The sequence below is a fragment of the Nocardia sp. NPDC004718 genome, from assembly GCF_053601535.1.
This window is the reverse complement of the sequence record NZ_JBSGCA010000003.1, coordinates 182,588-202,165: the sequence shown is the minus strand read 5'-3', so window position 1 is coordinate 202,165 and position 19,578 is coordinate 182,588. Positions and strand designations below refer to the sequence as shown.

Annotated in this window: 18 protein-coding genes and 1 pseudogene; 10 read left to right on the top strand and 9 right to left on the bottom strand. The window is 68.1% G+C overall.

The genetic code is table 11. The features are described from left to right. Window positions 1-82: 82 nt before the first annotated feature. The 5 genes from ACWEH3_RS04270 to ACWEH3_RS04250 all read left to right on the top strand — a co-directional run bounded on the left by ACWEH3_RS04270 (window position 83) and on the right by ACWEH3_RS04250 (window position 4,883). The gene (locus tag ACWEH3_RS04270; RefSeq protein WP_450016773.1) at window positions 83-850 is read left to right on the top strand and encodes a DUF2470 domain-containing protein; all 768 of its coding nucleotides are present in this window, start codon (window positions 83-85) and stop codon (window positions 848-850) included. Between the two features lie 561 nt (window positions 851-1,411). Next, window positions 1,412-2,206: a CPBP family intramembrane glutamic endopeptidase gene (locus tag ACWEH3_RS04265; RefSeq protein WP_450016771.1), complete on the top strand. Its 795-nt coding sequence runs from the start codon at window positions 1,412-1,414 to the stop codon at window positions 2,204-2,206. Between the two features lie 214 nt (window positions 2,207-2,420). Continuing rightward, window positions 2,421-3,701: an LCP family protein gene (locus tag ACWEH3_RS04260; protein ID WP_452358264.1), complete on the top strand. Its 1,281-nt coding sequence runs from the start codon at window positions 2,421-2,423 to the stop codon at window positions 3,699-3,701. 10 nt (window positions 3,702-3,711) lie between these two features. Next, on the top strand, window positions 3,712-4,263 hold the full coding sequence (locus tag ACWEH3_RS04255; RefSeq protein ID WP_450016766.1) for a ferritin: 552 nt from the start codon (window positions 3,712-3,714) through the stop codon (window positions 4,261-4,263). A gap of 71 nt (window positions 4,264-4,334) precedes the next feature. Beyond that, window positions 4,335-4,883, top strand: a complete 549-nt coding sequence (locus ACWEH3_RS04250) for a ferritin (protein WP_355073293.1) — start codon at window positions 4,335-4,337, stop codon at window positions 4,881-4,883. 230 nt (window positions 4,884-5,113) lie between these two features. Here the strand turns inward: ACWEH3_RS04250 and ACWEH3_RS04245 are convergent, their stop codons facing one another. From ACWEH3_RS04245 to ACWEH3_RS04230, 4 genes are all read right to left on the bottom strand, one after another. Next, window positions 5,114-6,034 (bottom strand): DUF5926 family protein, encoded by a 921-nt coding sequence (locus tag ACWEH3_RS04245; protein WP_450016764.1) that lies wholly within the window; start codon window positions 6,032-6,034, stop codon window positions 5,114-5,116. Window positions 6,035-6,487: 453 nt separating this feature from the next. Then, on the bottom strand, window positions 6,488-7,255 hold the full coding sequence (locus tag ACWEH3_RS04240) for a glycerophosphodiester phosphodiesterase (RefSeq protein WP_450016762.1): 768 nt from the start codon (window positions 7,253-7,255) through the stop codon (window positions 6,488-6,490). Beyond that, on the bottom strand, window positions 7,252-8,286 hold the full coding sequence (locus ACWEH3_RS04235) for a DUF4328 domain-containing protein (protein ID WP_450016760.1): 1,035 nt from the start codon (window positions 8,284-8,286) through the stop codon (window positions 7,252-7,254). The genes ACWEH3_RS04240 and ACWEH3_RS04235 overlap by 4 nt, the downstream gene beginning before the upstream one ends. A 20-nt stretch (window positions 8,287-8,306) precedes the next feature. Next, the gene (locus ACWEH3_RS04230) at window positions 8,307-8,678 is read right to left on the bottom strand and encodes a rhodanese-like domain-containing protein (protein WP_450016758.1); all 372 of its coding nucleotides are present in this window, start codon (window positions 8,676-8,678) and stop codon (window positions 8,307-8,309) included. Between the two features lie 517 nt (window positions 8,679-9,195). On the opposite strand from ACWEH3_RS04230, the gene ACWEH3_RS04225 reads away from it, so the two are divergent. Beyond that, window positions 9,196-9,807, top strand: coding sequence for a hypothetical protein (locus ACWEH3_RS04225; protein WP_450016756.1), 612 nt, complete (start codon window positions 9,196-9,198; stop codon window positions 9,805-9,807). Window positions 9,808-9,865: 58 nt separating this feature from the next. Here the strand turns inward: ACWEH3_RS04225 and msrA are convergent, their stop codons facing one another. Beyond that, window positions 9,866-10,546, bottom strand: coding sequence for a peptide-methionine (S)-S-oxide reductase MsrA (msrA, locus tag ACWEH3_RS04220; RefSeq protein ID WP_450016754.1), 681 nt, complete (start codon window positions 10,544-10,546; stop codon window positions 9,866-9,868). A 190-nt stretch (window positions 10,547-10,736) separates the two neighbouring features. On the opposite strand from msrA, the gene ACWEH3_RS04215 reads away from it, so the two are divergent. The 3 genes from ACWEH3_RS04215 (at window position 10,737) to ACWEH3_RS04205 (ending at window position 13,269) form a co-directional block, all read left to right on the top strand. Next, complete coding sequence (locus ACWEH3_RS04215; protein ID WP_039794275.1) at window positions 10,737-11,360, top strand: superoxide dismutase; 624 nt, start codon at window positions 10,737-10,739, stop codon at window positions 11,358-11,360. A gap of 310 nt (window positions 11,361-11,670) precedes the next feature. Beyond that, window positions 11,671-12,198, top strand: a complete 528-nt coding sequence (locus ACWEH3_RS04210; RefSeq protein ID WP_355073302.1) for a peptidase — start codon at window positions 11,671-11,673, stop codon at window positions 12,196-12,198. Between the two features lie 294 nt (window positions 12,199-12,492). After that, window positions 12,493-13,269: a TMEM165/GDT1 family protein gene (locus tag ACWEH3_RS04205; protein ID WP_450016926.1), complete on the top strand. Its 777-nt coding sequence runs from the start codon at window positions 12,493-12,495 to the stop codon at window positions 13,267-13,269. Between the two features lie 322 nt (window positions 13,270-13,591). Here ACWEH3_RS04205 and ACWEH3_RS04200 read toward each other — a convergent pair. Then, window positions 13,592-13,807, bottom strand: a pseudogene (locus ACWEH3_RS04200) (TetR/AcrR family transcriptional regulator); the annotation flags it as partial. A gap of 186 nt (window positions 13,808-13,993) precedes the next feature. Between ACWEH3_RS04200 and ACWEH3_RS04195 the strand changes: the two are divergent. Beyond that, on the top strand, window positions 13,994-14,761 hold the full coding sequence (locus ACWEH3_RS04195; RefSeq protein ID WP_450016752.1) for an SDR family NAD(P)-dependent oxidoreductase: 768 nt from the start codon (window positions 13,994-13,996) through the stop codon (window positions 14,759-14,761). 57 nt (window positions 14,762-14,818) lie between these two features. Here the strand turns inward: ACWEH3_RS04195 and ACWEH3_RS04190 are convergent, their stop codons facing one another. The 3 genes from ACWEH3_RS04190 to ACWEH3_RS04180 all read right to left on the bottom strand — a co-directional run bounded on the left by ACWEH3_RS04190 (window position 14,819) and on the right by ACWEH3_RS04180 (window position 19,402). Then, the gene (locus ACWEH3_RS04190; RefSeq protein WP_450016750.1) at window positions 14,819-15,637 is read right to left on the bottom strand and encodes a class I SAM-dependent methyltransferase; all 819 of its coding nucleotides are present in this window, start codon (window positions 15,635-15,637) and stop codon (window positions 14,819-14,821) included. 172 nt (window positions 15,638-15,809) lie between these two features. Then, entirely contained in the window at window positions 15,810-17,768 is a 1,959-nt protein-coding gene (gene htpG / locus ACWEH3_RS04185) for a molecular chaperone HtpG (RefSeq protein ID WP_355073307.1), read from the bottom strand. Between the two features lie 26 nt (window positions 17,769-17,794). Then, complete coding sequence (locus tag ACWEH3_RS04180) at window positions 17,795-19,402, bottom strand: TM0106 family RecB-like putative nuclease (RefSeq protein ID WP_450016924.1); 1,608 nt, start codon at window positions 19,400-19,402, stop codon at window positions 17,795-17,797. Window positions 19,403-19,578: the final 176 nt, after the last annotated feature.

Here is a 19,578-nt window from a genome sequence, read left to right as displayed (position 1 = left end):
ACGCTTGCGGAACCCCGCATCGTCACTTAACTTAGGGTAACCTAATCAGCGTTGAAGCGCGCCACGCTCCACGGAGGTTTGTATGCCGCGTCCGTCCTCGACCGTCGCACCGTCCACCGCCGAGCGAGTGCGCAGCGCATGCGCGCACGCGGAGCAAGCGGTGCTGGCCATGCCGGGCATCGATCCGACGGCCGCGTCCGTGCATCACGTACGGCAGTGCGGCGATGCCGTGATCGCGGTGCCGACAGCCTCGGTCGCCGCGATCCTGGCGGGCAACTCCGGAGACCACGGCGCGCCCGCGGTGCTGGAGCTCACCGACCACGCCCCGCTGCCGCTGCGCGAGCCGGTGCGCGCGTTGGTCTGGCTGCGCGGTTGGGTACGCGCGGTGCCCACCCAGGCACAGCGCGCACTGGCCACCGAGGTGGCCAAGGACCACCCGCATCCGGGCCTGCTCGACATCGGCTTCGGCGCCACCCTGCTGCGGCTGGTGATCGACTCCGCGGTGGTGGCCGACTCGACCGGCGCGGAATCGGTGCGCAGCGACGAACTGCGCCTGGCGCAGCCGGATCCGTTCTGCGCCATGGAATCCGCGTGGCTGCAGCACATGCAGGCCGATCACGCCGATGTCGTCGCCCAGCTGGCCAGGCATCTGCCGCCACACCTGCGGCGCGGCATCGTGCACCCGCTGGCCATCGACCGGTACGGGCTCACGTTGCGGGTGGAAGGACACGACGGCGACCACGACTTCCGCTTGCCGTTCAGCGCACCGGCGCACGACATCGAGGGGCTCAGCCGGGCCGTACGCACGCTGGCGGGCTGCCCGTTCCTCAATGGATTGCGCCGGATCTGACCCGTCGAGTCCGGCCCGGATCAGCTGTCGAGCGCGAGCGGCGTGCCGTACTGGGAAGTGCGGTCATGACGACAGCCCGCGTCCCGGTCCTGACGACCAGCGGCACGGCGAGTCCGGACACCGCCGCCAGGCGCGCTCGCATCGAGTTTTGATCCGCGCGGACGTCGCCGCTGTCGAACTGCTCCACGGGCGGTTGACCGCTCGGGCGGCCCACTCGACCACCGCGCCGTAGGTAAACCGCGCCGATTCGTTCCGCTCGCGACCCGCGACGGGTGCACGGTGAGCGGTCCAGGAGGCCCCCGAGCGGCACCGTACTCAGGTTGATCGAGCGCCGTCCGATCGTGCGCTTCTCCGATGACGCGCCGCTGGGCGGGCTGCGCTTCGGCGAGCCGGAATGACGGCTGGCCTCCGTAGTGCGCACGGACCGATGCCAGAGTCAGCCGGGTTCGGCGCTGGGGCCCGCCGGGTTGCGTCATACCGGAGACGAAAGGACAGCGCGCCGGGCAGTTCGCACACCGACGCGCCGCACGTCGCGGCGGACGAGCGCAATAGATTCGACCCATGCGTGCGGAGTCCAGAGCCGAGTGGGACGAGGCCGAGCCGACCGATCGGGAGCGGCTGGCGATCAAACTCGAGATCGCCGTGGTGCTGCTGGTCACGTTCGGACTCAGCGGGCTCAGCGCCGCGCTCTCGCTGGTGGAGAGCGCGCTCGCCCCGGGCGGGATCGGCGGACGGACCGTCGCGCTGAATCCGTCGCGATCCACGCAGTCCACCATCGACCTGCTGTTCCAGCTGCTCAGCGTGCTGCGGCTGCTCGGCTGGGCCGCGCTCGGCCTATATCTGCTGTGGCGCGGGGGCGTCGGCCCGCGACTGATCGGGCTGGCGAACCGGCTCCATTGGCGCGCCGACGTGCTACCCGGCTTGACGCTGGCCGCGATCATCGGGTTGCCGGGACTCGGGCTGTATCTCGCGGCGCACGCACTCGGCGTCAGCGTGACGATCGTCCCCGCCTCGCTCGGCGACTACTGGTGGCGACTGCCCGCGCTCGTCCTCTCGGCCTGCGCGAACGCCTTGGCCGAAGAGGTGATCGTGGTCGCGTTCCTGCTCACCCGGCTGCGCAGGCTCGGATGGTCGGCGAACTCGGCTCTGCTGGCCTCGGCTGTGCTGCGGGGGAGCTATCACTTGTACCAAGGAATCGGCGGCGGGCTCGGAAACTTTGTGATGGGCGTCATATTCGGCCGCTATTGGCAGCGCACGAACCGGCTGTGGCCGCTGGTCCTCGCCCATGCGACCATCGATGCGGTCGCCTACATCGGCTACACCGTTCTGCGCGGCCATGTTTCGTGGCTGCCGTGACGCAACTGTGCCCTCGGCAGCGCTAACAACCTGGTGCCGCCTGCGAATTACGGAACAGCGCCGCATCCGCGTGCGCCCGCGTCCACATGCGGCACGTCACAACCGCCCGATAAGTAGAGTTTCAGTGATGAACGGCGACGACCCCCAGCGCAGCGCGCATACGCGCCGGATGCCGCCGCCCGGCAGACCCGGTGAACCTCCGATGCGCCGCCGGATGCCGCCTCCCGGGTCCGGCGGTCCGCCGCCGATCGAGCCCACGCAGGTCATGCGCCGTGATGGAACCGCCGACCCCCAGGCACAGCCGCTGGCGTATTCGCAGGTCCCGCCCGAACAGGCGCGGCGAATGCCGCCGCCTCCCCCCGCCCGCAGGCACGCCCCCACGCAGCGCCCGGTGCCGCATCACGAAGTTCCGTCGCACGCGCCAACCCAGCGGCCGGTTCCGTATCACGAAGGTCCGCCGCACACGCCGCCCCGGAAACCGAGGTCGTTCCGCGAAGGCCCCCCACCGGTGCCGCCACGCGGCGAGCGTCCGCCGCGGGCTCCACGACCGCGCCGCAAGCGCCACCCTTTCCGCTGGTTCCTGGTGATCCTGCTGGTCCTGGTACTCGCCGCCGTCGGCGCCGTCATCAAGTTGGACAACTCGCTCAACCGCATCCCCGCGCTGGCGAACTACGCCAAGCGCGTCGGCGACACACCCGGCACGAACTGGCTGTTGGTCGGGTCCGACGGCCGTGGCGGACTGACTGCCGAGCAGGAGCGGGAACTCGCCACCGGCGGTGAAGTGGGCCCCGAGCGCACCGACACGATCATGCTCGTGCACGTGCCGCAATCGGGGAAGACCACGCTGGTCAGCCTGCCGCGCGACTCGTACGTCAGCATCCCGGGCCAGGGCAAGGACAAACTGAACGCCGCGTTCGCCATCGGCGGCCCCGCGCTGCTGGTCCAGACCGTGGAGATCGCCACCGGCGTGCGGATCGACCACTACGCGCAGATCGGTTTCGGCGGCTTCGCCAGCGTGGTCGATACGCTCGGCGGCATCGACGTGTGCGTGCCCAAACCGATCGACGACCCCCTCGCCGGCATCGACCTGCCCGCGGGCTGCCAGCGACTCAACGGACCACAGGCGTTGGGTTTCGTCCGCAGTCGCGCGACCGCGCTCGCCGACCTGGACCGGATGAACAACCAGCGGATCTTCATGGCCGCCCTGCTGAAGAAGGCGACCAGTGGAGCCACGCTGGCCAATCCGTTCAAGCTCTGGCCGCTGGCCACCGACACCGCCAAGTCGCTGAAGGTCGACAACGGCGACCACATCTGGGACCTCGGCGGCCTGGGCTGGGCGCTGCGTGGCGACACCATCGCGACGGCGGTCCCGGTCGGCGGATTCGAGGACACGGACAGCGGCAACGTCCTGCTGTGGGACAAGGCCAAAGCGAGCCGGTTCTTCGACGCGCTCGCCGGCGACCGTCCGATCCCGGAGGACCTGCTGACGCGGTAGCGTCGATGCCATGCCGGACATCGACGAGGCCGACGAGTCCTTTCCCGACTTGCTGCGCACCCAGATCCGTCACGGATTCAGCACTGCCCAGCAGTATCTCGCGGCCGCCGTGTACTTCGACTCACGCAGACTGCCACAGTTGGCCGGACACGCCTACGACCGGTCGCGCGAGCACTACGGCAATTCGCTGCGCATGGTGCAGTACCTGCTGGACCGGGATCTCCCGGTGCAGATCGGCGGCTTGGACGAGATCGAGTCGACCTTCGAAAGCCCGCGCGGCGCAGTCGCTTCGCTGCTGGAGATCGAGCAGGTCCGCAGCGCCCGGATCAGCGATCTGGCCCGCACTGCCCGCATCTCCGGCGACTATCTCGGCGAACGCTTCATCGGGTGGTTCCTCGCCGAACAGGTGAAGAACGTCGCCGGGATGAGCACGTTGCTGGCCGTGATCGACCGTGCCGACGGGCAGTTGTTCGACGTCGAGGAGTTCGTCGCCCGGGAGACACGGCCGCGGCCGCGCACCGATATCCCGGCGCCGAAAATGGCTGGAGCTGCGCGGATTTAATTAGGCAACACTAGCCTCAATAAGGCTGCACTTGGATGACACGGGTCTTGACCAGCGCTAATGTCGATGCCATGTCAAGCCATCCGGAATCACCCCGCAGCAAATTTCACAGCCTGTTGCACGATCAGATCCGGCACGAATTCAATGCCGAGCATCAGTACATCGCGATTGCGGTGTGGTTCGACAATGCCGATCTCCCGCAGCTGGCCAAGCGGTTCTACAAGCAGGCCGTCGAAGAGCGCAATCACGCGATGATGATCGTGCAGTACTTCCTGGACCGGGATATCAGCGTCGACATTTCCGGCATCGATGCCGCGAAATCGCGGTTCGAGAATGCCAGGGAGCCGATCGCGCTCGCACTGACCCAGGAGAAGACGGTCACCGAGCAGATCATCCAGCTGGCGAGCACCGCCCGCGAAGAGGGCGACTACCTGGGCGAACAGTTCATGCAGTGGTTCCTCAAGGAGCAGGTCGAGGAAGTCGCGAACATGACCACCCTGCTCACCATCGCCGATCGCGCCGGGTCGAACCTGTTCGACCTGGAGGAATTCGTCGCCCGGGAAATGAGCGGCCCGAGCGACGCCTCCGGCGCGCCTTCGGCGGCGGGCGGCTCCGTCTGACCGCGTTTGCCGAATAGGTGAAACAGGCCCGGTTCCGTATCAGGAACCGGGCCTGTCGCTGTTGCGCGTTCTATCGGACGGCGAGTCGAAATGTCGGCGTAAACCACGGTTCCACCACATTTCGCACTGGTTTGGTGAGTCTTTCCTATATTTCGAGCCGCACCGGCGGCAACCAGAAAACACCGCCGCCGACAAAGACCGTTTCCGCCGAATTTTCGCGATATCCGGGCTCAGCGCAAGGTGACCTGACGCGACCGCAGGCCGTCGCGGGAGCGCCGCTCGTCGGAGTTCAGCGGGGCGTCGACGGCCAGCGCCTCGGACAGGCGAGCGCCGAATTCGGCTGCGGGCTCGACCCATTCGTCGGGGTGCCGCTCGCGGTCCAGGTCGAAGACCGGGACCAGCACTCCGTGCGTGCGGAACGACCCCGCGAATCGGGAACCCTCGCCGAGGTGCAGACCGCCGGAGGCGTGCACCCGGGCCAGCGCCAGCATGAGCGCGTCCTCGTCCTCCGGCCGCACCCAGCGGATGTGCGCCTTCTCTCCCGCGTCCACCCACCAGGCGGCACCGATCGCGTCGGCGGCGAGCCCGAGCCGCGCCGAGGGCATGATCGCCTGCTTGGCCTGCTCGATGGTGGCGGCGACCTGCGGGTCGGGCTCGACACCCGCGGGCACCCACCAGTCGAAGTCCTGGTGCACGGTCAAGTCCAGGGTCGCGGCGGGATCGATGACATCGGCCAGCCTCGGGCCGCCCGCGACGCTTTCCACCGAGGTCAGCGAATCACCGGGCTCGGCGGACTGGGTCCATAGGATCGCCGCGGCCAGATCGGCGGCCGGATCCGCGCCCTGGAACTGCACCTGCGCGCCGACGTAACCGCTGGGCTCGTCACCGGCGCGCACCAACGCGGCCACCGCGCCGGGCAGCACCGTTGCGAGCACGACCGGCCGCTCCGCCGCGACCTCGGCCGCCAGCGTCAACCGGGCGGTGGCCGAGGGAACGAATTCGCGCAGCGCGACCAGATCGCACTCCGCGGCCAAGCCCTCGAACGGACGGGTGACGACTTGTGCCGCCTGCTCCTGCGCCGCCCGCCGCTCGGCGAGACGCTGCGCCCGGTTCCCACCGGGCTTAGGACTGTTGCGCTTGCTTTTACCCACGAGGGGTCAACCTACCGTGTTTTTTGGCTGTGTTTGTTTTTCCAGCGCCTGCGGCGCTGGGTGTTCGCGGCCCCTTTATGGCTCGCGTCCGAGCGACCGCCGCTGGCGACTGCGTCGCGGACACGGCGGCCACTCGGACGCGAGCCGGGCCGCGAACGGCGCATGCTCGGTCTCGCTTCGCTCGAAAGACGTGGTTGAGGTGTGTGGTTCCGTCAGGAATTGGCGCGCGAATTACATGCGACCTGGTGGGCGTGGCGAAGATGCCGCCGACACCCCCGCTCCGGCCTCCTCGCGGCCCGCGCCGAAGCTAGGGACCTCTTGTGGAAGTCATGGATCAGCGGGACACAGACGAGCGTGTCTGTCTCGATCGATCCACTGCCGAAACAGCTGGTACGACCTCAGGTGGCTGTATGGGCGGGATGTCTCGACCCAGCACGGCCCGGCGGGGCCGGGTCAGGCGGCGGGCAGTAGCGACTTGGTGCGGCCGGGGTGGTTGGTGGCGATCCAGCTGACACCGAGGTCGGCGCACAGTTGGACGTCGTCGGGGTCGTCGACGGTCCAGCAGTAGGTGGCGCGGCCGGCGGCGGCGGCCTTGTCGACCAGGTCGGGGTGCTCGCGCAATGTTTTCACCGAGGGGCCGACGGCTGTGGCGCCGACGGTGGTGGCCGCGGATCCGCCCAGGTAGCGCGACGATTCACCGAGTAGGACGGTGGGGAGCAACGGGGCGGCGCGGCGGACGCGCCACACGGCGGTGGCCGCGAACGACATGACGACCGCGCGGGAATGATCCGCCGAGGCGGGGGTGGCGATGCCGAAGCGCTGGAGCTCGGCGAGCAGCTTGTTCTCCACCAGCGCGCCGTAGCGGACCGGGTGCTTGGTCTCGATGAACAGCTTGGTCGGCCTGCTACGCCAGTCCAGCACCAGGCTGATCAGCTCGCTGAGGGTCAGCACCGAGGCCGGAGCGCCATCGGCGCCGAAATCCAGCGCGCGCAGCTCCTCCAACGTCATCTCGCTGACCAGACCGCTGCCCGAGGAGGTCCGGTCGACGGTGCGGTCGTGCACGCACACCAGATGTCCGTCCCTGGTCAGCCGGACATCGCACTCGACGCCGTCGGCGCCCTCCTGGAGCGCCAACTCGTAGGCGGCGAGCGTGTGCTCGGGGCGCGCCGCCGAGGCGCCTCGATGCGCGACGACGAACGGCGCGCGACTGCCCTGGCTCACTTGGCCATAACCTCCTCCTGCTCACGGTCCTCAGCACCGTTGTCCTCGTGCGCGTCGGCGCCCGCCTGTGTACGTCCGCCGGGATGCACCGGCTCGATCACCGGCACCGCGGGGTCGACCGCGATCAGCCAGCGGCGCGCGGTCCGGCTGCGACCGAGCAGGTCATGCCCCTCGATCGTGCGCAACACCCAGAGGGTCAGCAACGCGACCGCGGCGGCGACCGCGTCGGTGAACGCGGTGAACAGCACCCCGTCCGCCTCGACTTGCAACGAATCCGCGGTCCGCCACAGTAGCGCGGCCACCGCGACGAGGCCGCCGAAGACCCACGCGGCCCACCAGATCCGTACCGCCCGTCCCGTCCTGGGATCACCCTGCAACGCGGCCACTTCGCTCAGGAAGACCCCCGGCCACAGCAGGTTGACCACCGGAATCAGGCAGCCGAACGCGAGCGCTCGCGGCGAACGCGGATCGCGCCTGCCCGTCGCGGCGTAGGCCGAGCGCCTGATCTCGATCAGTCTTCCGACGGTGGCCGCGGCCGCCAGCAGCGCGAGCACGACCGCGAGCACTCCGGCGCCGATCACGAACGCGTCGGAGGCGAAGAGGACGGCGGGGTGGATCAGGCGCGTCCGGTTGCGCAGCAACACCCCGTAGCGCGCCAGTTCCGCGACGGCCGCGAGTCCGAAGACGACGGCGGTCGCGACTAGGAGTCTGATCACCGAGTCGGTCAACTTGCCGAACGGGCGACGCACCGGGCCGCCCGGGTGCGGTGGCGGGTCGATCAGGCCCCAGCGTGGGATCTGCGTGTACCGAGGCGTGCGGCTCGGCGGGGCCGGTCGGACGGACGACTGCGCTCGCCGACCGCGCTGGTCGGGCTTGCGCGCCACCCAGCGGTAGTTGCGACGGTCGGCGGGCGCGTCGATCGGCCCCGGCGAGAGGAGTACGCCGCGGCAGCGCGGGCACCAGTGCATCGGCGCCCCTTGCACGGCCCAGCGCGCACCGCAGCGCGCACAAGGTTGCACCACCGTACTCACCCGCGCACCTCGTTCTTTCGTCAGTAGATCTTCGCCTCGTGGTCGCCCTCCGCGACCAGCGGGCGGCCGGCGTGCTGCCATGCCACCATGCCCCCGTTGACCTGGATGGCCTCATAGCCGATGTGCGTGAGATATTCGACCACCTGAAGCGACCGACCGCCCTGCCTGCAGATGATGTAGAGATCCGCGTCGTACTCCAGCTCGTCGATCCGGGCGGGAACGTCGACCATCGGGATGTGGATCGCACCCGGGGCGTGTCCGAGCCGCCACTCGTCGTCCTCACGGACGTCGAGCAGGATCGATCGCGGCGTGTCGGCCGACGCGGGCGCGCTGCTGTCGAAATCGGCAGGCACGTCCTCCACCGTGACCGACGGAACGTGGGGGCTCGTCACAGATTCGATCCTGCCATGCGTGGCGGACCGCCGTGCAGTTCCATGCCAGGGGAGCGACCTCGACAGCGAGCCACGACTTCGGGTATGTTCTCCCCTCCGGAACTCGACCGCGCACCCGCCCGATGCTGGTTGTGCATAACTCGGGCGAAGTTATCCACATAATCCACAGCTCGATCCACAAGGCGCAGGTGTCGAAGGCGTTTCGCCGGATTGAACCAGCCTTCTGGCAACTGATCAGCTATCAACCCGGTGTCGTTGCGAACCCTTGGTCCGTTCTCCGCCTGCTTTACCTGATTGGAGTACGGATCAGCCCCTAACGGTCGAGCGATGCGAATGGCCGATCCGGGACTCCCCTCCATACCAATCCCGGAGCGGCCATTCGTCGCCGACATCGGAACCCGCGGCCGAAGAGGGTCCGATATCTACTTGGACGGTGCCGAGGCGCATTCGGTTCCATCGAATCCAGAACGCCGCCGAAATCCCGCGATCCGGCGAAGACGGTCGGTAGCCTGGGCGCATGAACGTGAGCAGGGGGCTACGCCACGGAATGGACATCGCAGGGCTCAACATCGCGTTGTCCGAGGCCACGTGCCTCGGCCTCGCGATCGACGAGGCCACCGCCGAATTGCGACTCGACCTCGAAGTACTGACCCTTCCCGAACGCGGAACGGCGGCGGAGGACTACCGGGTGCAGGTGACGTTCACCGGCGTGACCCGGGTCGCCGCGTCACTGCGCACACAGCATTGGGACGACCTGGAACCCAGGGTGCTGCCGCTGCGACTGGAAGGCCTGGACGAGGCGATCCGGAGTTTCGGCGGCGGGCGGCTGCACGGTTGGGAGTTCATCGATCTCGATGACAGCAGTTGGGCGTTGTGGAGCGAGTTGCTCAGCTTCGACACCCGCATCGGTGATCGCGAATCCGCACACGTTCTGGAGTTCTCCCAGGAGGAGGGCATCGATCCGCGCGAATTGGACGTCCGGGTGTGGTTCGACGGCATCACCGTGTACGATGCGCGGGGCAAGCAGATCCCGCTGGCGGACTTCGTCGCGGGCGGCGCGCGGTGGTGGCGAGCGCACGATGCGGGCGACCCGCGAGCCAGTCGTCCGGGAATCGCGCCGCCGCTCTGATCGCGGGACCGTTGCGAGTGAACCGCACATCGAGGTGCGGTTCGCCGCACCTCGGCGCTCAGGCGCCCGTGCCCACCGGGCAGCTCACTCCGGTGGCGTGCACGGGGCAGTATCCCCCGGGATTCTTGGCCAGGTACTGCTGGTGATAGCCCTCGGCATAGTAGAAGGCCGCCAGCCCGGGCAGCGGCGTGATCTCCGTGGTGATCTGCCGGTATCCCGCCGCGGCGAGCCGCTTACCGTAGGACTCGGCAGTCGAGCCGACGAGATCGGCTTGCTCGGCGCCGAAGGTGAAGACGGCCGAACGATATTGGGTGCCGCGGTCGTTGCCCTGCCGCATGCCCTGGGTGGGGTCGTGGTTCTCCCAGAACTGTTTGAGGATGCCCGCGTAGTCGATCACCGCGGGATCGAACACGACGAGCACCGCCTCCGCGTGACCCGTCCGTCCGCTGCACACCTCTTCGTAGGTGGGATTCGGCGTGTACCCGCCGACATAACCGACTGCCGTGGAGTAAACGCCGTCGAGTTCCCAGAAGCCCTTCTCCGCGCCCCAGAAGCAGCCCATCGCGACGACCGCGAGCTGGAGCCCTTCGGGAAACGGCGGGCGGATCGGGTGACCGTTCACGTAGTGGGTATCCGGCACGTCGAGCGGTTCCGCCCGGCCGGGCAGGGCTTGCTCGGGAGCGACCATGACGGGTTCGGGGAGCCTCAGACGCCCCACTAGTTCGTCGTACCACGACATGGTTCGATGCTACGCGTGTGTTTCCAGTGAGGCCGATGTGCGTGATGTGACGGTGCGCGACCCGCTAGGTGTGAGCGGCGTCACCGGAATGCGCGAGCGTGGGCCCGAGTTGGAATCGACCGGGTGTACGAATGATGGTTGGCTGTGTCCGGACAACGGGCACAGTCAGCCCGACATAGGAAGGGACAACGTGGCCGAGTACACGCTGCCAGATCTGGATTACGACTACAGCGCCCTGGAGCCCCACATCTCCGGGCAGATCAACGAGCTTCATCATTCCAAGCACCACGCCGCATACGTCGCGGGCGCGAACACCGCACTGGAGAAGCTGGAAGCCGCTCGCGAGTCGGGCGATCACAGCGCCATCTTCCTGCACGAGAAGAACCTCGCGTTCCACCTGGGTGGGCACGTCAACCACTCCATCTGGTGGAAGAACCTCTCCCCCAACGGCGGCGACAAGCCGGTCGGCGAACTGGCCGCGGCCATCGACGACCAGTTCGGTTCGTTCGACAAGTTCCGCGCGCAATTCACCGCCGCGGCCAACGGCCTGCAGGGTTCCGGCTGGGCGGTGCTCGGCTTCGACACCCTCGGCCAGAAGCTGCTGACCTTCCAGCTCTACGACCAGCAGGCCAACGTCCCGTTGGGCATCATCCCGCTGCTGCAGGTCGACATGTGGGAGCACGCTTTCTACCTGCAGTACAAGAACGTCAAGGCGGACTACGTCACCGCGTTCTGGAACGTCGTCAACTGGGCCGACGTGCAGGAGCGCTTCGCCAAGGCGACTTCGCAGGCCAAGGGCCTCATCTTCGGCTGAGCCTGTTCGGCACGCCGGAACCGGGTCCGCGAATCCGTCCGCCACGCGCGGCCGGGTTCGCGGGCCCGTCCTGTTCTCCGGTGACGCGGACACGTTGCCGAGAACGCCACCGGCCCCGCGCGTATCCGGAGTCCCCGAGGTGGGGCGGGATCCGTCGAGTGCGCAGCCGGATTGCCCTCCTTTACGCCCCCGGCCGCCCGATTGGCACTCTTTGGTACTTGTGTGCCAGGTGACTCGTGGTTCATATTCGGGAAATCCACACCGAAGAGACGGGCAAGGTCGCCCCCGGGTTCGACAACGGGAGGCAGGAATGCGCACGAACGAACCGATCGGCATCACGCCGTTCCATTCGCGCGGGTCGCTGCGTGGCTTCTTGATCTCCGGCCGCTGGCCGGACACCACCAAGGAGTGGGCGCAGGTGCTGGTCCTGGCGGTGCGTGTGGCCACGTTACCCGGGCTGCTGACCACCTCGACGGTGTTCGGAGTCCGTGAGGACCTGCCCGACGACCCCGCCCCGGGCACGGTCGGCTTGGTGCTGGCCGAAGGGCCCGTGCTCGGCGACGAGGCCGTGGAACCCGGCCGTTTCGCCGACCATGTGCCACCGGCGTTGCTGATGCTGCATCCGCCGTCCGAAACCCGCCCGACACTGCCCGAATGCGCGGGTGCGGCCTCCGGCTGCGTCTTGCTGCCGGGCGTGCCCCACCTCGGGCTGGAACACCGTGCCGCGTGGGTCGAGGCGGAGTCCGACGGAACCGTGACCTCGCTGGTCAGCCGGGTCGGACTGGACCCGATCAGCGATCCAGACACCGCGGTTCTGGCTATGCTGCTGGCCGCGTGAGGGTAACCGAAATTCCGCACGTGGATCGCCAAACTTATTGTGCGCATTGCGATTCCGATTACAGCGGGTTGGCACGAGCGGACCGTGGCGGTAGAGTCGCAGGCAGCGAAGGGGAGTAGCCCCCAATCGCACAGTCGACATACTGACCCGCCGAGCCCGCTCGGGCCGGGTCCGGCTGTGTGAACCGGCTTCCGGCCGGTGGGCGAGACCTTCGGCCTGGACAACCATTTCGTTGTCGGCCGGAGCGTCCCCATATCTCCGGTCGGCAGGCCGGAGACCTTGGAGCCGCCACACATGATCGCCACCGTATTGCTCACCATCGGCGTCGTCTTCCTCGCCGAGCTCGGTGACAAGTCCCAGCTGATGGCGCTGACGTTCGCGCTGCGCTACCGCTGGTGGGTGGTGCTGGGCGGTATCGCGACAGCCTCCGCGGCGGTGCACCTGATATCGGTCGGCATCGGCTATTTCCTCGGTGCGGCGCTGCCCACCAGGACGATCGCGCTGATCGCCGCCGTCACCTTCCTGGCCGTCGGCCTGTGGACGTTGCGCGAGCACTTCGGCACCGGCGAGCAAGACCCGGAGCCGAAGGCGCCGAAAGTGGGCGGTGCGCCGTTCTTCGTGGTGCTGTCCGCGTTCCTGCTCGCCGAGCTGGGCGATCGCACCATGTTCGCGACCGCCGCGCTGGCCACGGACTACGACTGGGTAGGCGTCTGGCTGGGCTCGACCATCGGCATGGTCGCCGCCGACGCGCTCGCCATCGCGGTGGGCATTCTGGTCGGCAAGCATCTGCCGGAGCACACGATCGGCATCGGCTCGGGCCTGCTGTTCCTCTACTTCGGCGCGGCGACCCTGCTCGGCGCGACCGCACCGGCCCTCGGCGGTGTCGCCGCCGCCGGGCTCGCGGCGCTGGCTCCCGCGCTGGCCGGTGCGGCGCTGCTGCTCACGCGGATGGCTCGCCGCTCGAGTCCAGCGCAGCCCCGTACAGTCCGCCACCCTGGCGCAACAGATCCAGCAATGGTTCCCGCAGCGCCTGCAGACCGCTCGAGTCTCCGGCCGCGATCCGAGCGGTGACCATCGAACCGACCGCCGCGGCCAGGGCCTGACAGGCGAAACGCTGCTGGTCGGTCCGCGCGTCGAGCACGGCGGCGATCAACTCGACGAATCGCTCTTGCAGCTGGGCCCGGCGCGCGATGGCGGCCGACCCCACCGCGAAGACCTCGACCAAGAACAACCGCGCGCTGGCCGGGTCGTCCACCAGATACTGGAGATAGGCGCGCAGGATCCGGTCCATCCGAGCCACGGCGTCGGTATCGGCCGCCGCGTCTTCCCTCTCGGTGGCGTCGGCGATCCGGTCGAGCAACAACTGCACCGCGCGCTGATAGGCCGCTTCGAAACAGTCTTCTTTGGAGCGGAACTGCTCGTAGAACGTCTCCCGCGACACGCAAGCCCGCTTGAGGATCGCCGCGACCGACGTTCCGATGTAACCGTTCTCGGCCATGGCCTCCGCCGTCGCGACGAGGATTCGTTCGCGCTGCGAAGCGATCACCTGCTCCCGTGGCAGGCCGTGCCTACCTCGGGGAAGGCGTGCGCTGGTGGCCGATTCGGTCATTCGGTGACTCCGGTGTTCGGTCGAGCTGACTGGGCTGTTCCATTCTGCTCGGTCGGTTCCGCCGACTTGCCGGAAAGGGCCCGCGACCGAAACGAGTCGCGGGAGCCGTGCAGGGCCGCTCGCCGCGTACCGGTTAGGGTGCCATTGACGAAGGGCCAACTGGCTGTCACAAACGAGAGGACCATCGTGGAGATTTCGGGTTCCGCCGCCATTGTCACCGGAGGCGCATCGGGCCTCGGCGCCGCCACCGCCAAGCGTCTCGCCGATCTCGGCGCCACCGTCTTCGGACTCGATGTACCGCAGTCGATCGAGCGCGCCGGCGACAACGTGCCCGCCGGGGTCACCCTCATTCCCGCCGATGTCACCAGCAACGACGAGGTCAGCGCGGCCGTCGCGCAGGTCGTCGAGTCCGGCGCCCCGCTGCGCATCGTGGTCAACTGCGCCGGTGTCGGCTGGGCGGGCCGCATCCTGTCCAAGAACGGCCCGCACGACCTGGAGCTGTTCCGCACGGTGATCACGGTCAACCTGCTCGGCACCTTCAACGTCATGCGGCTGGCCGCCGACGCGATCGCCAAAACCGACGCCGTGGACGAGTACGGCCAGCGCGGCGTCATCATCAACACCGCCTCGGTCGCCGCGTTCGAGGGGCAGATCGGTCAGATCGCCTACTCGGCGTCCAAGGGCGGCGTGCACGGCATGACGGTTCCGGCCGCGCGTGATCTGGCCCAGTTCGGCATCCGGGTGAACACCATCGCTCCCGGCATCATCGACACCCCGATGCTGGCCGGCGTCACCGAGGAGTACCGCAAGGGCCTCGAGGCGGGCGTGCCCTTCCCGTCCCGCCTCGGCCGTCCGGACGAGTACGCGCAGCTGACGCAGTACATCGTCGAGCACGACTACCTGAACGGCGAGACCGTCCGTATGGACGGCGCGCTGCGCATGGCGCCGCGGTAATTCCGCTCCGCAGTCCTGGCAGCGCGTGGCCCTTCGCCGAAGGGCCACGCGCTGTTCTCATTCCCGCGACTTGTGGCCGATGCCGAGATAGGCGGTGGTGGACAAGGGGCAGTGCGGCCGGTACTTCTCGGCGAGAAACGCTTTCATGACGGCTGCGCGCCGAGCCCAGACCTCCGCGCTCACGTTGTGGCGCATGAGCTCCAACGGGGCGCTGCTGCGCACCATGGTCTCCCACATCTCCTCGGGGCTGCCGAAGGTGAGCGCGATCGAATGCCGCTGGATGGACACGGCTTCGAAGCCCGCACCGCGCATCTCCGATTCGAAGACCTCCGGGTTTTCCAGGCTCAGGAAGTTCGGTTGCGGCTCCTGGATGTCCGGGTCGGCCGCGGTCAAGGCACCGAACATCATCCGCATCAGCGGCGAGTCCGCGATCGGCGCCCAGCTCGACACCACCGCCGTCCCGCCCGGCCGCAACACCCGGAACAGCTCGGCGAACCCACGAGCGCGGTCCGGGAAGAACATCAGTCCGAACATGGAGAACCCGGCGTCGAAATGGTCGGATTCGTACGGCAGTTCTTGTCCGTCACCCACTTGCGCCCGGATATTCCCCAGCCCGGCGGCAGCGGCGTTCTTCGCCAAGCGCGCGATCATCGACTCCGCGAAATCGATGGCGTCGACCTGCGCCACGTGACCCGCGGCCAGCAGGCTGAGCGTGCCCGGCCCCGCCGCGACATCCACGATGCGCGATTCCGCCGAGAGCGAGGCGAACTCGAGCGCCCGCGCCGAGAACGGTTGCATTATCGCGGGTGCGAACTCGTCATATCCGTCGGCGACGAGATCCCACGGCTCGGCGACGGCAAGCGGGTTTGCGGACATGTCGTGACGATCCTTTCAGGCATCCACATCTAACCGCGCCACCCGGGGGCGAACTCCCCAGTCCTGCGAATATGCCATTCCGCCCGTCACCGTAACCGAGAAATGGCCGAAACACCGCCGACCGCACCGGCCGCGACCGGAGGACATTGCTGGTCCTCCGGCCGCGGATGGTTCAGAGAGTGCGAGTGAGCCGATCGGTGAGGATGTGGGCGAAGTGCGCCGGATCCTTGAGTTCACCGCCCTCGGCGAGCACCGCCGTGCCGAACAGCAGTTCGGCGGTTTCCGACAGCTCGGTCGCCGTGCCGGCGTCGGCCTTCTCCCGCTCGGCCGCGTACGCGTCGCGCAGGCCGGTGACCAGCGGGTGGGTCGGGTTGAGTTCCAGAATCCGCTTGCTCTCCGGCAGCGCCTGGCCCGAGGCGCGATACATCCGCTCCAGCATCGGCGTGAAGTCGAACACGTCACCGACCAGGCAAGCCGGAGAGGTGGTGAGCCGGTTGGTCAGGCGCACCTCCTTGACGTTCTCCTCCAGCGTCTTGCCCAGCCACGTGAGGACATCGGCGAAGTCCTTGTCCTGCTGCTCGCGCAGCGCCTCGGAGGCCTTCTTCTCCTCCTCGGTCTCCAGATCGACCTCGCCCTTGGCGATGGACTGGAACGCCTTGCCGTCGAATTCCGGTACGGAACCGACCCACATCTCGTCGACCGGGTCGGTCAGGATCAGCACCTCGCGGCCCTTGGCCTTGAACGCCTCCAGATGCGGGGAGCTCTCGACCTGCTGACGGGTCTCGCCGGTCATGTAGTAGATGGTGTCCTGCCCCTCGGGCATCCGCTCCACGTACTGGGCCAGCGTGGTCAGCTCGGTCTCGGAGTTCGTCGAGGCGAACGAGGAGACCTGGAGGATGGTGTCGCGGTTGTCGAAGTCCGAGAGCAGGCCCTCCTTCAGGACGCGGCCGAACTCCTTCCAGAAGGTCTGGTAACCGGCCTGGTCCTCGGCGCCCTGCAGATCCTTGACCGTGGACAGCACCTTCTTCACCAGACGCTTGCGGATCATCTGGATCTGCCGGTCCTGCTGGAGGATCTCCCGGGAGACGTTGAGCGACAGATCCTGCGCGTCCACCACGCCCTTGACGAAGCGCAGGTACTCCGGCATCAGCTCTTCGCAGTTGTCCATGATGAACACCCGTTTGACGTAGAGCTGGACGCCGCGCTTGTGCTCGCGGGTGAACAGATCGAACGGCGCGTGCGAGGGGATGAACAGCAGCGCCTGGTACTCGAACGTGCCCTCGGCCTTCAGCGGGATGATCTCCAGCGGATCGTCCCAGCCGTGGCTGACGTGCTTGTAGAACTCCTTGTACTCCTCGTCGGAGACCTCGCTCTTGGGGCGCGTCCACAGCGCCTTCATGGAGTTGAGCGTCTGGTCCTCGAGGATCGTCTTCTCCTCGGCGGCCTCGCCTTCACCTTCGGTGACGGTCCGCTCCACCTGCATGCGGATCGGCCAGGAAATGAAGTCGGAGTACTTCTTGACGATCTCGCGCAGCTTCCACTCCAGCGTGTAGTCGAAGAGGTGATCCTCCTCGTCCACCGGCTTGAGGTGGAGTGCGACCGACGTGCCCTGCGGGGCCTCGTCGAGTTCGGAGATCGTGTAAGTGGAGCTGCCCGCGTTCGACTCCCACCGGGTGGCGGTGGCCTCGCCCGCGCGGCGGGTGGTCAGGGTGACCTTGTCGGCCACCATGAAGGTCGAATAGAAACCGATGCCGAACTGGCCGATCAGCTCCTCGGCGGCGGCCTCGGACTTGGCCTCGTTCAGCTTCCTGCGCAGCTCGGCGGTACCGGACTTGGCGAGGGTGCCGATCAGATCGACGACCTCGGCGCGCGACATGCCGATGCCGTTGTCCCGGACGGTCAGGATCCGCTCGTCCTTGTCGACCTCCAGCTCGATGTGCAGGTCGGAGGTGTCGACGTGCAGATCCTTGTCACGGAAGGACTCCAGCCGCAGCTTGTCCAGCGCGTCGGAGGAGTTCGAGATCAGCTCCCGCAGGAAGGTGTCCTTGTTGGAGTAGACGGAATGGATCATCAGCTCGAGCAGCTGATGGGTCTCTGCCTGGAACTCGAGTTGTTCGACGTGCTCTGTCACGTCGCGATGGTACCGCCGTGCGCGGACTACGGAGCCGAAGGTGGGGCCGACGCGTAACCCGCGACGGTCCCGGGCGACCGCGCATCGGGAACCTGCCGGAAATCGGCGAGACCGGCAACCTCCGCGTCGGCGCGGGTGGTCATCCATTCGCGCAGCACCTGGGTGGCGCGGACGTCGTCCTCGTTGTACTCCAGCAAACGGGTGCGCTGGGTCGCGTCGGGCGTGGCGCCGTCGTAGCCGACCGCGAGCCGGTACCAGCTCATCGACGCCTCGCCGCTCGCCTCGGGATCACGCCACGAGAACCCGGCGACCGGCGCGATCTTCTTCAGCCCCTTGCCGTTCGGGCAGATGAACTGGTCGGAGACGGCTTGGAACATGTCCACCCATTGCGGTCCGTCCACGAACGCGCGCACCTGCTCCACCGTCGGCACGCCGGGGCGGCCCGCGAACCGGCGCGCCGATTCGTACAGCCACTTGTCTTCCGCCGTACGCGAATAGCAGTACGCGGCAAACGTTCTGCCCGTCGCGGCCGCCTCGGCGCGCACCGTCATCAGCCAGGTCCAGAACTCGCCGAAAGAGCGGCCCTCGTCCTCGGTGGGCAACGGGTCCCAGGTGACGAACGGGCGGTACACGCCGTTCAGCAGCGTTCCCCACAGGTACGCGCCGTACTCCTGGAAACTCTCCAGATCGACGTCGACCTCCACATCCGCCCGCCGCACGAGCACGTTCTCGACCCTCCGCACCAGCGGGGCGCCGACGATCCACGCCCGCGCGGTGACCACGGCCTCGTCGAACGGGCCGTGCTGCCAATCCTCGGGCTCCTCGCCCACCCACGCGGCGAGTTCATCGATGGTCTCGACGTTGTGCCTGCGCAGCACCTCGGCGCGGGAGCCGGGCGCCACCAGGCTGACGTCACGATGCTCGATCAGCCAGCCCTCGCAGCTCGGGCCATCGACTCCTCGCGTCCACCACGGGCACTGCCTGCACTCGGGCACCTTCGAGGGGATGGTGGGCAGTTCGCCGCGCACCACCGCGATCCGGTCGGCGTAGCGGCGGTCGTAATCGGCCAGCAGCGGCGCCAGGTCGTGCACCAGGATGCGATCGAAATCGAAGCCGATGACGCCGCCGACCAGCGCGGGGCTGGCCAGGCCGTGCCGCTGCAGCATCCGGTGCAGGTGGGCGAGCCGCTGTTGGTCGCGCGGCTGCTGGCGTAGCTTGCGGTGCGGATCCGGTTGCGGGTCCCAGTGATACAGGTCCGAAGTGGTGGGGTGGAAGTCGGCGCGCTCGGGTTGACGCGGGTCGGTCACCTTGTGGTTCACCACGATGATCGGGATGTAGCCGCCGCGTTCGGCGTCGCGCAGCAGGATCTCCGAACCTCCGCGCCTGCCGGTGTCCGGCTCCTGCGGTAGCAATCCGCCCCAGATGTGCCGTGCCCCGATTTCGCACGCGCGCATCGTCGCTTCGGCGCGCTCGGCGGCGCGCAGTCCGGGATCGATCACCACCCAGGCATCGGGGTCCGCGCCTACCAGCGCGTCGCGCACGCGGGCGCGGTGTGCGACGGCGGCGTCCCGGCGCTGGCGTACGCCCGCGTCCTCGACGATCCCCGCCAATGCCTCGGGGTGCGCGGCGTCCATACGCAGGCGATGGCGGCAGCCGATCAGCGCCCTGGCATCGATGAAGGCGGCAGGCACGTCGGTGGCCCGATCCACGGCCGTTCCGTTGCGCTTGCGACCATCCCGGTCACCGATGTCCGAATCCACGCTAAGCAGTATGGTCCCTCCCCCCGACAGTGTTTAATTTCAGCGCTGTG

Bases quoted from the DNA above. Each gene is read 5' to 3' on its own strand.
- ACWEH3_RS04270 (WP_450016773.1), top strand. From the start codon at position 83: ATGCCGCGTCCGTCCTCGACCGTCGCACCGTCCACCGCCGAGCGAGTG.
- ACWEH3_RS04265 (WP_450016771.1), top strand. From the start codon at position 1,412: ATGCGTGCGGAGTCCAGAGCCGAGTGGGACGAGGCCGAGCCGACCGAT.
- ACWEH3_RS04260 (WP_452358264.1), top strand. From the start codon at position 2,421: ATGCCGCCTCCCGGGTCCGGCGGTCCGCCGCCGATCGAGCCCACGCAG.
- ACWEH3_RS04255 (WP_450016766.1), top strand. From the start codon at position 3,712: ATGCCGGACATCGACGAGGCCGACGAGTCCTTTCCCGACTTGCTGCGC.
- ACWEH3_RS04250 (WP_355073293.1), top strand. From the start codon at position 4,335: ATGTCAAGCCATCCGGAATCACCCCGCAGCAAATTTCACAGCCTGTTG.
- ACWEH3_RS04225 (WP_450016756.1), top strand. From the start codon at position 9,196: ATGAACGTGAGCAGGGGGCTACGCCACGGAATGGACATCGCAGGGCTC.
- msrA (WP_450016754.1), bottom strand. From the start codon at position 10,546: ATGTCGTGGTACGACGAACTAGTGGGGCGTCTGAGGCTCCCCGAACCC.
- ACWEH3_RS04210 (WP_355073302.1), top strand. From the start codon at position 11,671: ATGCGCACGAACGAACCGATCGGCATCACGCCGTTCCATTCGCGCGGG.
- ACWEH3_RS04205 (WP_450016926.1), top strand. From the start codon at position 12,493: ATGATCGCCACCGTATTGCTCACCATCGGCGTCGTCTTCCTCGCCGAG.
- ACWEH3_RS04190 (WP_450016750.1), bottom strand. From the start codon at position 15,637: ATGTCCGCAAACCCGCTTGCCGTCGCCGAGCCGTGGGATCTCGTCGCC.
- ACWEH3_RS04180 (WP_450016924.1), bottom strand. From the start codon at position 19,402: ATGGACGCCGCGCACCCCGAGGCATTGGCGGGGATCGTCGAGGACGCG.